We start from the raw sequence: 12612 nt of genomic DNA, 5'->3' as shown, positions 1-12612 counted from the left end.
GTTGCTTTTTGATAAATTAATGACGTAAAGCTAAAAGAAATATTTTATTTACTGAACACTGTTCAGTAAGTTTGTGGCGTAAAGTTAAAAATATGGGCATTACAGACAGAAAGGAACGGGAAAAGCAGGAAATGAGAAAGCTGATCATCAGTGCCGCGATGGAGATGTTTATTAAAGAGGGGTTTGACAGAACATCTATACGCAACATTGCTGATAAGATCGAATACAGTCCTGCTACCATTTACCTCTACTATAAGGATAAGGACGAGCTGTTGTATGAAGTCCAGGGCCAGGCGTTCCTGGAGCTGTACAACGCCTTCGTCAGAGACGTAACAGCTATTGATCCGATGGAAAGACTGGAACAGCTGTTTCACTCCTATGTCAACTTTGGTTTTGAACATCCTGACCTGTACGACCTGATGTTCATCCTTCGCTCTCCGATGAATGCTGTGGATGAGGGCAATGACTGGCCGAACTGTGAGGAAGCTTATAAGTTCCTGACAGACACACTCGAGTCATGCATCGACCAGCTACGCTACGAGAATGCGCAGATTGCCGCTCTGACTATCTGGGCACTGGGACATGGCCTTATCTCCCTTTTCATCAGAGAACGCATTAAGGTGATGCAACTGCCTGACGATCAGATCCGTAATGTCATTACAGCCACCGTAAACGAACAACTGCGGCTGATAAAAAAATAAACATTGGCCTCTGATGATTGACCGTATCAACTATCAGAGGCCGCAATAAACAAATTACCAGCCTGTTATTTGACCTTGTCAACATAATACCTGTATCTGCATGAGCTACAGCGGATACTACGGCACCTGAGGTGTCTTTTTTTAAGCACAATTACTAAACACCGTTCATAATTTCAACTACGATCATGAAAAGAAAAACGTTCATAATACTGTTCGCCTTGTCCGGAATCGCCATGCGGTACAGCTATGGGCAGGGAAAGATACTGGACGACTACATCCAGAGCGCCTTTTCGCAGAACCAGGGACTGAGACAACAGCACTTTCAGCTGGATAAATCGCTCTATGCGTTAAAAGAAGCTAAAAGCCTTTTCTATCCCCAGGTCGGCCTGGCAGGCAGTTATACCAAGGCCGATGGCGGGCGAACCATCGATGTTCCTATCGGCGACCTGATGAATCCGGTGTACAGCACACTTAATCAGCTTACCAACAGCCAGAAATTCCCGCAGGTGCAAAATCAGTCGTTCTTACTGAACCCTGATAACTTTTATGATGTGCATGTCCGTACCTCGCTCCCTCTGGTAAATACAGAAATATGGTACGCTAACAAGATCCGTAAGGAAAGTATTACGCTTCAACAGGCTGCAGTGAACGTTTACAAACGCAAACTGGTAAAAGACATTAAAACTGCTTACTATCAATATTATCAGGCGGGGAAAGCTGTGGAGATCTACAATACCGCCCAGTTGCAGGTGCAGGAGAATATAAGGGTTAACACCAGCTTCCTCGCCAATGGCGTTACCAACAGCACTGCACTTACGCGCGCAAAGGCAGAACAGCAAAAGATCGCTGCATCTATTACGGAGGCAGAGAATAAACAACGAAACGCCCAGGCTTATTTCAACTTCCTGCTGAACCGGGACCTGAATGCGCCTATTGCAATAGACAGCAGCATCTTTACACCGGAAGAGATAGCACCTGCTCCCGCTTCCGCCGGCAACACGAGAGATGAATTGGTGCAAATATCCCAGCAACAGAAGATCGCCTCCCTCTTTTATCGCCAGTCAAAGTCGTACCTCGTGCCCAAAATCAGCACCTTCCTCGATCTTGGCTCACAGGGCTTTAACTGGAGCGTTGACAATAAGTCCCGTTACTACATGTGGGGCGTCAACCTGCAATGGGATCTTTTCGCCGCCGGCCAGCGTAAATACAAGGCACAGCAGGCTGCTATTGACGTCAGTAATCTACAGGCAGCTTACAACGAAACCAGTATCTCATTTCAGCTGGAACAACAGGTAGCAGAGAATAACTACCGCACGGCCGTAGCCAACTTCAAAAGCGCCAGAGAACAATTACTATTATCCGAAAAGTACTATACAGACCAGTCGAAGGTATACAAGGCAGGACAGCTACTGTATATCGAATTGCTGGATGCACAAAACCAGCTGACTAATGCAAAACTGCAACTGTCGGTAGCCTTTGCCGCCGTGCAAACTGCTATTGCTGACATTGAACGCACACAGGCCTCTTATAAACTTTAATCTCCTTCTTTAAAAATATTCAACATGAAATCTATTCTCTCTTTCTCACTACTGGCGTCCTTTTCCTGCCTGGTCATCTCCTGCGGAGCACCCAGCGCGGCAGAAAATAATAATCCTCCATCTGCAGAGATACCGGTGAAACTCCTTCCACTAAATGGTAATATGAACGCCAATCCGGCTATCTCCGTATCGGGCCAGTTCACCACCGACGATGAGGTATTGCTTTCCTTTAAGACCGGCGGTATCGTCCAGCGCATCATGGTGAAGGAAGGCGATGCTGTTAAAAAGGGACAGCTGCTGGCAGTATTGAATCCTGTCGAGATCAATGCACAGGTACAACAGGCGCAGCTGGGTTTTGAAAAGGCACAACGGGATCATAAACGCGTGGAGAATCTTTATAAGGATAGTGTTGCTACCCTTGAACAGTTACAGAATGCCAAGACAGCACTGGACATTGCCGGAGAACAGCTGAAGACCGCACAGTTCAACCGTGCGCACTCACAGATCCTGGCAACCGAAAACGGTTATATACTGCGCAAACTTGCCAGTGAGGGACAACTGGTACAACCAGGTACGCCTGTACTGGAAACCAATGGCGCCCAATCAGGCAACTGGTTATTGCGTGTGAATGTCAGCAATAAAGAGTGGGCCGCTATCAATCTGCAGGACAAAGCAAGCGTAGAGGTAGAAGCCGTTCCCGGCAAGATTTTCCAGGGAGTGGTTTCCCGCAAGTCGGAAGGCGTACAGCCACAAAGCGGCTCTTTCACTGCAGATATTAAGTTGACCGGAGAAAAACCCTCCGCGATCGCTTTCGGCATGTTCGGTAAAGCCGTCATCAAACCCCTGGTTGTCACTTCTGCTGACGGCAAAGGTCCCTGGGCGATCCCTTACGACGCCTTGCTGGAAGGCGATGGCAGTACCGGCTATGTATATGTTACCAACGACAATAAAACCGCTCACAAAATAGCAGTCACTATTGCCGGAATGGAAGCCGATAAAGTGATCATCAGCAAAGGACTACAGGAAGCAGGAGCCCTGATCATTTCCGGTAGCGCTTACCTGACAGAAGGCAGCATTATCACCGTAAAATAATACCGCACAGTAACGGAACTCCTCTAATAAATCAACGAATCATGAAAATTTCTTCATACGCGGTAAAGAACTATCAGTTTACACTGGTGATCTTTATTATGATCATCGTACTGGGTATTACCACCATTCTCACGATGCCCCGGTCAGAAGATCCCGAAGTTAAGTCGCCTTTCTTTAATGTAGTGGTTGTATACCCGGGTACAAGTCCGAAAGACATGGAAGACCTGGTGGTGGACCCATTGGAAAAGGAACTGTCTTCCCAGGAAAATATTAAACGTGTAAGGACCAGTATCGGGGACGGTCTGGCTGTAATACGCGTGGAATACAAATACAACAGCAATGTAGATGATAAATACCAGGAAGTACTGCGTGTGGTGAATGGCAAACGTAACGAATTGCCGGAGAACATCAGTATTGATGTGATGCGCCAGCAACCCAGCGATGTAAATATCATGCAGATAGCCCTGGTGTCGGAAACCGCATCCAGAGACAAACTGCAGTACTATGCAGAGAAACTGCAGGATGATCTGGAAACCATCAAGGCCCTGAAAAATGTGGAGATTCACGGTATTCCGGACAGACAGGTAAGAATTGAGCTGAACCTCGAAAAGATCGCCCAGATGGGCCTACCGGTATACAAGGTTATTTCCAGCATACAGAACGAAATGAGCAATATCCCCGGTGGTAGTATTGAAGCCGGAAACCGCAGCTATAATATTAAAAGCAGCGGCAGTTATCAGCAGCTGGGCGAAATACAAAATACAGTTGTCTTTAACAGTAATGGGAAAAATATCTTCCTTAAAGACGTCGCCGTTATCTATTATGGTCTGGCCGATGAACAATATGAAACGAGACTGAACGGACGCAGATGCGCCTTTGTGGTGGCTGCACAGAAAGAAGGTGAGAACATCAGCAAGACCAAAGACGTTTACCTGCCTGTATTGACCCAGTTTAAGAAAACACTGCCATCAAACATCGACATGATCCAGCATTTTGACCAGGCAGACAATGTAGACAGGCGTCTGGGAGGCCTCGGAAAAGACTTCATGATCGCTATACTGCTGGTGGCCGTTACCCTGCTTCCGCTTGGCTTCCGTCCGGCATTGATCGTGATGATCTCTATTCCTTTATCGCTGGCTATCGGGATCATCTTGCTGAATATATTCGGTTATAACCTGAACCAGCTGAGTATTGTAGGGCTGGTAGTGGCACTGGGGCTACTGGTAGATGACAGTATCGTAGTTATAGAGAATATTGAACGCTGGATACTGGAAGGGCATTCAAGAATGGAAGCCACACTCAAAGCCACCAAACAGATCGGCCTGGCCGTAGTGGGATGTACAGCTGCACTGGTGATCGCCTTTATGCCATTGGTGTTTTTGCCTGAAGGCGCCGGCGACTTTATCCGCGGACTTCCAATGGCAGTTATTCTGAGTGTATTTGCGTCTATGTTTGTTTCGCTGACGATTATTCCTTTCCTGGCCAGCAAACTGCTGCCCGAACATGCTGGCAATCCTGAAGGTAACATCTTCATGCGTGCCCTTAAAAGAGTGATCCATGGCAGCTATTCCCGCGTATTGGACAAGGCTTTAAAAAGACCTGTTCTTTCGATCATCATCACCGTGATCATCTTCGGCGGTTCAATGGTATTATTCCAGGTAGTAGGTTTCAGCCTTTTCCCGGCTTCAGAGAAACCACAGTTCCTGGTGAATATTACAACGCCGCCGCAATCCAGTCTTGCCTATACCAAGAGTATCGCCAGACAGGTGGAACAGGCGTTAAAGAAAGAAAGGGCCATTACCTATTTCGCCACCAATGTTGGTAAAGGTAATCCGCGCATCTATTATAACGTCATTCAGGAAAATGAGAGAAGTGATTTCGCCCAGATATTCATACAGCTGGACAATCACACCAGTCCTTATGACAAGCTGCAGCTGATTGAAAAATTGCGTAGACAGTGGACTCCATATCCGGGGGCTAAAGTGGAGGTGGTGAACTTCGAACAGGGACCACCTGCCCCGGCCCCGGTGGAAGTACGCCTCTTTGGCGACAATCTTGATACTCTCCGCAGCCTGGCGGCACGGGTAGAACTCATGCTGCAGAAAGTGCCAGGCGCCATTTACGTGAACAATCCGGTTAAACTGCTTAAAACAGACATCAGGGTAGATATTGACAAGGAAAAAGCACAGCTGCTGGGCATTCCAAGTATCAATATCGACAGAACGGTGAGACTGGCGGTAGCAGGGTTAAACCTGGGCCATTATGCCGATAAGAACGACAACGATTATGATGTACTGCTGACACGCAACAAAGATGGCCGTCCTACGATGGATGTCTTTAACAATCTTTATGTAAACAACCAGGATGACAAACCCTACCCGTTGTCGCAGGTAGCCAGTCTTAAGATGGAGGCTTCTCCCCTGCGCATCAATCACCAGGAAAAACGACGGGTAGTGTCTGTGACAGCTTCTGTGCAGGAAGGTTTCCTGACTGACCGGGTAATCAACAGCACTATTGAAAAGATGGACGCGTTCCCGCTACCTGCTGGTTATAGCTATGAAATGGGCGGAGAAGTGGAAACGAGACAGGACTCTTTCGGCGGCTTCATGAGCATTATTATAGTCACCATATTCCTGTTCGTAGCAGTACTGGTACTGGAATTTAAGACCTTCAAAAGTACGCTGATCGTACTATCGGTAATACCACTGGGTGTGGTAGGCGCCGCTGTTGGATTGTGGCTGACCGGTAACTCTCTGTCTTTTGTTGCCATTATTGGTATGATAGCCCTGGCGGGGATTGAAGTGAAGAATACCATCCTGCTGGTAGATTTCACGAACCAGCTCAGAGAGCAGGGCAAGTCGCTCGATGAGGCGATCAGAGAAGCGGGGGAAATACGTTTCCTACCTATCGTACTCACTTCGCTGACTGCTATTGGCGGATTGATCCCCATTGCGATATCCACCAACCCGCTGATAGCGCCATTGGCTATAGTGCTGATTGGCGGCTTGATCAGCTCAACGCTGTTGTCGAGGATTGTAACGCCGATCATCTACAAACTGATCCCTCCGAAAGTTGAACATCACTCATAATGAAAGGGGACGTCAAAAATAAACGGACGTGCCTGGACATGAAAAAAAAAGAGCACCAGATTCCATCAGGTGCTCCAACAAAAAGGGGCTGGTATCAAAAGTTTGATACCAGCCCCTTTTTTGCTTATTCAGGAGAATTATTTCCTGATCACGTCCATCCAGGAAGCCGCCATCAGGGATGCGCCGGCTATAGCAGGATGTACGCCATCGCCTGTCCAGTAAGAGCCTGGTGCAGACTGCTGGGCCTTATCATAGATAGCCTGGTATGGAATAAAGGCAGCATTGAATTTTGTCGCGATTTCATGAGCGGCCGCACGATATTCGTCAAATGCAGGGAACCATTTATCAGTTACCGCCTTCACACCATTCACAGCAAAAGGCTCACCGATGATCAGCTGCACGTCAGGCAGTTGCTGTTTGGTCCGCTCCAGCAAAGCCGTAAAATCGTCACGGTACGTTTTAACAGTACCGCTATAGTTACCGTTAAACATGTGCCAGTAGTCATTTACACCGATGAGGATACTCAGCACGTCAGGTTTTATCTGCAAACAGTCGGCATCCCATCTTTCGGCCAGCTGGTATACTTTGTTACCACTGATACCCTTGTTATAGATCTTCAGATTTTTCCCGGGAAATTCCTTCAGCAAAGCGGCCGCGGCAAGGTAAGCATACCCGTTGCCCAATGCGCTGGTATTGTTGGCTTCGGTCTGGTCCCGTTTACGTCCTGCATCTGTAATAGAGTCTCCCTGGAAGAGAATGACTGCATCCTTCTTCAATGTTACTTTCTTAGCATGGGCTTTCATGTCTTTTGTAGCTGCTGAGACAATATCCGGAAGGCTGAGGGCTGCCAGACTACCCAGTGATACGTTCCGGATAAAATTTCTCCGGTTTGAATTAGGTTGTTGTTCCATGGAATTGTGATAGTTAAGTATGCACGTAGTGGTTATACCACGCAAATGGCGAACCTGTAAGGGAATAAAGCTAATGAATTATGGCAATAAAAGAAAGATGCCGCCCAGGAATGAGCGGCAATTTAGTTATCTATCCTATGAAAACCTGTGTTTAAAAAATCTTTCGCATTTGCCTGGTATACAATCTCATAATCAGCATGCCGGGCTTGCGAAACCATGTGGCTTTATTATGGATATGGATATGGCACTGTTAATATGATCAGATATGTCGATTAAACATATAATTGTTCTGACTTATTGATATTAATTTTTACTTCAAATGCAATTAAAGCTAAACGATTTATGCATTTCTTATGTAAAGATGTACAATTGTTGCTGCCAATTTCGTAAATTTCAGGAGCTTATACGTAAAATGAGTAAGGACACACATATTTCTAGGTGCTAACACTTATTTTCAAGAAGCACAGCGGACTTGGCGGTAAAAGGCCCCATTATTTGACGCATATTTACGCCCAGCTCACTGCTTTAGCTGTTTTTACCCACCAATCTTCTCTGGAAAACCTCATTAAAAGTAGATCCTGTATTGTCCGCGTTACATTGCTGCAGACGCTACAGGGTGTGAATTGTTCATCGATCACTAAATAGACTTATTTGAACACAACATTTAACACGCGACCTATAACTATGCGGATACAATCTTTGCCGGCTGCCAATTTCAGCGGCAGTTATCCGTTTAATGAAAAGAAGTCAACCGAATGTCCGGCAAACAGGTATGATGACAAAAGCACTAACTGGGACGAACAAACTACCTCAAACTGACAGCCAATGAACGAGCCAATTTATAGCATACTGGTTATTGAAGAAGATGCTGCTTTAATAAAAAAGATTCACCAGTTATTAACCCTGCATCATTATGACGTTTATACTTCCACTACTCCGGAAGAAGGTATTTACATCTGTCGTCAGTATAAACCGGACCTTGTCGTATGTGGTGTAAGACTACGTGGCGGGAGCGGGTATCATTTTCTTATGGAACTGCGGAACGACCCATCCTTACAGCATATTCCACTCATTTTCATCAGTGGAAAGGAAGGGAAGGAAGACATGCGCATGGGAATGAATCTTGGGGCTGATGACTTTCTTTCGAAGCCTTTCAAGAGTAAGGAATTACTACTCAGTATTAAATCCCGGCTTACCCGCTTTACGATCTTTAATGTACAGCAGCGGGAGAAAAAACACACTACCATCGTTTCAATGCCCGTTATTCCTCCCGAGGTGCATCACAAACTGAGCAAAACGGAATTCAGGGTTATGCAGATGATTGCGGAAGGCATGAGCACTAAAGAGATTGCACAGACACTTAATATTAGTATTAAAACAGTCGAGAATCACCGGCATAATATCTCAAAGAAGCTGAACCTTACCGGGCATAATTCACTGATAAAATATGCCATAAAACACCTTACCCAACAGTACAAAGTATTATCATAAGGTTGAATGCTACGGGCGCTTATGGGGCGGTGAGCCTTTACTTCAGATGTATGACGCCATTTTCGTCGTAGCTGTGGTGAATATCGCCGATCAGTTCCAGCGTTTCGAGGAAGTAATCCAGCTTTTGAAGCTTTTCAAGTCCGCCGGTAAATTTTTTACCAGCCAGCGCCTTATTGTCAAAGACAACCTTCACACCGTACCAGCGTTCCAGTACCTGGGCTATTTCCTGGAGAGAGGTATTATGAAATACATATACTCCTTTCATCCAGGCCAGCACTTCGCTCTCGTCAAATGAGTGTACGTTGTATCCCTGATCTGTTTTGTAAACTGCCTCCTGTCCCGGCCGGAGACGAACCTCTTTTCCATCTGCCCTGGCCACTATGGCGCCGCTTACCAGCGATGTTCTGGTAATCTCGTTGTTGTACGCATTGACGTTAAAGGAAGTACCCAGTACTTCTATATCCGTTTGCCCGGTGTGAACTATAAACGGTTTGGAATCGCTTTTTGCTACCTGGAAAAAGGCCTCCCCGTCCAGGTACACCTCTCTCTTATCGCCGGAGAAATTGAAGGGGAACCGTAATCTGGAAGTGGCATTCAGCCACACTTCTGTACCGTCTGCCAATAACAGCTTGTAATCCATTTTGGGAGGTACGGTCAGTGTATTGAACCCGTTGCCCATGGCAGTCCCTCCTGTGAATTGTAACTTCTTGGCGCCGGCACTGAGCTGTACATCGCCTGCCTTGATATGCTGTTTTTCCTGGTTATACGGCAATGCAATGGTCTCTCCCCCAGCCAGCTGCAACTGCAGTCCGTTAGCTGGAGCAGGAGTTGTTGCAAGCACCGGAGGGGGTTGCTCAACTTTACGGTGTGTGCTTTTCCATATCAGGCTGATACCGATCATGGCTACGCTCAATACTGCGGCTGCAAACAGCCATTTCCTGATGCTGTAGATACCGGTATTTTTTACATATAATTCACTCCTGACGGCAGTCCACGCGTTGGCTACGTCTATCTGCTGCCAGAATTTCTCCTCTCCGGGCAATGAAAAGCTGTGTTTTAATGCCCTCCACATCAATTCGACATCCTCATGACCCGCAATTAACGCTGATACATACTGATCATCAGATTCGTTAATTGTACCATTCCGCTTTTTCAGCAACAACTGGTAAATGTGTTCGTGATTTTCACTCATCATTCTTAACTGTTCGATTTTATGGTAGATGGCTCCGCACGTGGATGATGCAGGTATGTTCACTGCAATCTATTGCATGAAGCTACGTACATCTGGTCATTAAAACTGTTAATTACCAGTTAACGCATTTGCTAACAAATTGTTACGAGGGCTGCAAGGTAAACGATTGCGCAGGAAATGGTATCGCGGTATGAGGTGTATAACGACATCTGAAATCAAACGGTAATATAAAAGAAAATGGCTGCCCTGTACTTAGCAGAGCAGCCATTAGACTCATATCTATATATGATCAATACTTTGAATCCGGACGGTTAGCCGCCAGTTTTCCAAAATCAGACGGCTTATTGCCCATCGTGATCTTCAATACACCTCCCTTGAGGAGATCTGAATGACGGATAAAACTGTTATTATACGGTTGGCCATTCAGGGTTACCTGCTGAATGTAGATGTTTTCAGCACTGTTGTTGATCGTTTCTACGGTAAATGTTTTTCCACCCTGCAGTTTCAGGCTCGCCTTTTCAAACAGCGGACTACCGAATACATAAATACCTTTGGCAGGATTTACCGGATAGAAGCCCAGGGAAGAAAATACATACCAGGACGACATAGCGCCAACATCTTCGTTACCCGCCAGACCTTCAGGGCTCTTGGTATAGAAATCTCTCATTACCTGTCTTACCTTTTCAGCCGTCTTCCATTGATTACCGGCATAAGCATACATGTAGGTCACGTGGTGGCTCGGCTCATTACCATGCGCATACATACCGATCAGACCGGAAATATCGTTAGATGCCTGGGCGCCCATATCTCCCTTTGCAACGAACAGGCTGTCCAGTTTTTTGGTGAAGGCGTCATCACCACCCATCAGGCTGATAAGACCTTCCACGTCCTGCGGTACCAGCCAGGTATACTGCCAGCCGTTACCTTCAGTGAAATCGCCTTTCTCGTGGATAGAGTGGAAAGGATCGTAAGGTGTTTTGAAGCTGCCATCATCCATTCTTGGACGAACGAATCTGATGGTGCTGTCGAAGTAGTTTTTATAGTAGCCAGCTCTCTTTGAATAATATTCAAAATCAGCCGTACGGCCCAGTTTCTTTGCTACAGCAGCAATACACCAATCGTCGATAGCATATTCCATCGCTTTGGATACGGATTCGTATTCTTTATCGGCCGGAATGTATCCTTTAGCCTTGATATCTTTCATACCCAGATCATCTCTGGTGGAAGATGCTTTCATGGCCTCAAAGGCTTCGTTGATATCAAAACCCTTGAATCCCTTCAGATACGCGTCAGCAATTACCGGTACGGCATGGTAACCCACCATGCAGTTTGTCTCGCTGCCCATCAGTGGCCAGATAGGCAATTTACCCTGCTGCTTGTGGATGGTCAGCATAGAGTTCACAAAACTGTTTACTCGTTCTGGCTGTGTCAGCGTGTACAAAGGAGCGCAGGAACGGTAAATGTCCCAAAGAGAGAAAACGGTGTAATTGTCAAAACCCGGATTGCTGTACACTTTCTTATCAGTACCACGGTAAGCGCGGTTATGATCATTGAAGAGAGCAGGTCCGATCATGGTGTGATACATAGCGGTGTAGAAGATGCTCCTGTTGGTCACATCTTTGGTTTCCAGCTGTATCTTGGACAGTTCCTTGTTCCATTTTGCAGTAGCGGTTTTCACTGTACCTGCAAAATCCCAGGACGGGATCTCACTGTTGATGTTTGCCAGGGCATTTTCACTGCTAACCGGAGAAATACCCACTTTCAGCATTGCCTGCGCCGGAGCTTTATCAAATGAAATCACCCCTTTGATATTCTTGCCTTTGCCCTCGGTACCGGTCAGTTTCTCATCGCCATTGAATACCTGGAAGTCCTTCAACGGCACGCTGCTGCGAATGGCAAACCAGAGACGCTGGTCTTCCGCCCAGCCCTTGGACAAACGATAACCAACCAGGGTATAATCATCTTTCTTCTGAATGAAGGTCTCTACCGGAGCGTCCCAGCCAATGCCTTCTTTCAGGTCTACGATGATATGACCTTCTTCTCCCTGCGGGAATGTATATTTATGGAAACCGACCCTTTCGGAAGCCGTCAGTTCTACTTTAATATTATAATCTTCCAGCTGCACGGAATAATATCCGGGCTTTGCTGTTTCATGCGCATGTGTGTAACGGGAACCATATCCGCTGGTAGGGTTCTCCTGACTACCGTGGTTGGTCCTGATCTTACCTGTATAAGGCATGATCAACACATCTCCGAGGTCGCCTATCCCCGTACCGCTAAGGTGCGTCTGCGGAAAGCCGATCACAACGCTGTCCGAATAATGATACCCGGAGCACCAGTCCCAACCTTTCACAATGTTGGTAGGCCCAACCTGTACCGCACCAAATGGCACGCTTGCTCCCACAAACACGTGACCATGACCACCCGAGCCAATGTAGGGATCTACATATTCTACCGGTTTAAAATCTCTTGCTGCGGTGAAAGCTGTTTTTTTCTCTTGTCCCTTTACCTGCATGCCCGCTAATAATAGTGAAGCAGCCAGCACAGGATAATGCTTAAGTCCCAATTGCATATCTCAAAATTCCTTTAGACAGGCAA

The 12612-nt window shown here is 46.5% G+C and carries 9 protein-coding genes; 6 read left to right on the top strand and 3 right to left on the bottom strand.

The window, feature by feature from the left end; translation table 11 throughout:
- Window positions 1-92: 92 nt before the first annotated feature.
- From L3C95_RS23225 to L3C95_RS23210, 4 genes are all read left to right on the top strand, one after another.
- The gene (locus tag L3C95_RS23225; protein ID WP_236391161.1) at window positions 93-701 is read left to right on the top strand and encodes a TetR/AcrR family transcriptional regulator; all 609 of its coding nucleotides are present in this window, start codon (window positions 93-95) and stop codon (window positions 699-701) included.
- A gap of 185 nt (window positions 702-886) precedes the next feature.
- Window positions 887-2239 (top strand): TolC family protein, encoded by a 1353-nt coding sequence (locus L3C95_RS23220; protein WP_236391159.1) that lies wholly within the window; start codon window positions 887-889, stop codon window positions 2237-2239.
- A 24-nt stretch (window positions 2240-2263) separates the two neighbouring features.
- Window positions 2264-3331, top strand: coding sequence for an efflux RND transporter periplasmic adaptor subunit (locus L3C95_RS23215; RefSeq protein WP_236391157.1), 1068 nt, complete (start codon window positions 2264-2266; stop codon window positions 3329-3331).
- A 41-nt stretch (window positions 3332-3372) separates the two neighbouring features.
- On the top strand, window positions 3373-6420 hold the full coding sequence (locus L3C95_RS23210) for an efflux RND transporter permease subunit (RefSeq protein ID WP_236391154.1): 3048 nt from the start codon (window positions 3373-3375) through the stop codon (window positions 6418-6420).
- A 137-nt stretch (window positions 6421-6557) separates the two neighbouring features.
- Here L3C95_RS23210 and L3C95_RS23205 read toward each other — a convergent pair whose 3' ends face one another.
- The gene (locus L3C95_RS23205; protein WP_236391152.1) at window positions 6558-7331 is read right to left on the bottom strand and encodes an SGNH/GDSL hydrolase family protein; all 774 of its coding nucleotides are present in this window, start codon (window positions 7329-7331) and stop codon (window positions 6558-6560) included.
- Window positions 7332-8015: 684 nt separating this feature from the next.
- On the opposite strand from L3C95_RS23205, the gene L3C95_RS34990 reads away from it, so the two are divergent.
- Together L3C95_RS34990 and L3C95_RS23200 are read left to right on the top strand one after the other, a co-directional pair.
- On the top strand, window positions 8016-8150 hold the full coding sequence (locus L3C95_RS34990) for a hypothetical protein (RefSeq protein ID WP_262915918.1): 135 nt from the start codon (window positions 8016-8018) through the stop codon (window positions 8148-8150).
- A gap of 6 nt (window positions 8151-8156) precedes the next feature.
- Window positions 8157-8822, top strand: coding sequence for a response regulator transcription factor (locus L3C95_RS23200; RefSeq protein WP_236391151.1), 666 nt, complete (start codon window positions 8157-8159; stop codon window positions 8820-8822).
- 37 nt (window positions 8823-8859) lie between these two features.
- Here the strand turns inward: L3C95_RS23200 and L3C95_RS23195 are convergent, their stop codons facing one another.
- Together L3C95_RS23195 and L3C95_RS23190 are read right to left on the bottom strand one after the other, a co-directional pair.
- A complete protein-coding gene (locus tag L3C95_RS23195) occupies window positions 8860-10017 on the bottom strand; it encodes a FecR family protein (protein WP_236391148.1) in 1158 nt (385 codons plus the stop codon).
- Between the two features lie 286 nt (window positions 10018-10303).
- Window positions 10304-12586: a GH92 family glycosyl hydrolase gene (locus tag L3C95_RS23190; RefSeq protein ID WP_236391146.1), complete on the bottom strand. Its 2283-nt coding sequence runs from the start codon at window positions 12584-12586 to the stop codon at window positions 10304-10306.
- Window positions 12587-12612: the final 26 nt, after the last annotated feature.

Origin of the sequence: Chitinophaga filiformis, assembly GCF_021646545.1 — a bacterium.
Lineage (GTDB): Bacteria > Bacteroidota > Bacteroidia > Chitinophagales > Chitinophagaceae > Chitinophaga > Chitinophaga filiformis_A.
This window is presented reverse-complemented; position numbering and strand designations above follow the sequence as displayed.

What these genes read in the sequence shown, in the direction of transcription:
- L3C95_RS23220 (WP_236391159.1), top strand. Translation starts at nt 887, where the DNA reads ATGAAAAGAAAAACGTTCATAATACTGTTCGCCTTGTCCGGAATCGCC.
- L3C95_RS34990 (WP_262915918.1), top strand. Translation starts at nt 8,016, where the DNA reads ATGCGGATACAATCTTTGCCGGCTGCCAATTTCAGCGGCAGTTATCCG.
- L3C95_RS23210 (WP_236391154.1), top strand. Translation starts at nt 3,373, where the DNA reads ATGAAAATTTCTTCATACGCGGTAAAGAACTATCAGTTTACACTGGTG.
- L3C95_RS23190 (WP_236391146.1), bottom strand. Translation starts at nt 12,586, where the DNA reads ATGCAATTGGGACTTAAGCATTATCCTGTGCTGGCTGCTTCACTATTA.
- L3C95_RS23200 (WP_236391151.1), top strand. Translation starts at nt 8,157, where the DNA reads ATGAACGAGCCAATTTATAGCATACTGGTTATTGAAGAAGATGCTGCT.
- L3C95_RS23195 (WP_236391148.1), bottom strand. Translation starts at nt 10,017, where the DNA reads ATGATGAGTGAAAATCACGAACACATTTACCAGTTGTTGCTGAAAAAG.
- L3C95_RS23225 (WP_236391161.1), top strand. Translation starts at nt 93, where the DNA reads ATGGGCATTACAGACAGAAAGGAACGGGAAAAGCAGGAAATGAGAAAG.
- L3C95_RS23205 (WP_236391152.1), bottom strand. Translation starts at nt 7,331, where the DNA reads ATGGAACAACAACCTAATTCAAACCGGAGAAATTTTATCCGGAACGTA.
- L3C95_RS23215 (WP_236391157.1), top strand. Translation starts at nt 2,264, where the DNA reads ATGAAATCTATTCTCTCTTTCTCACTACTGGCGTCCTTTTCCTGCCTG.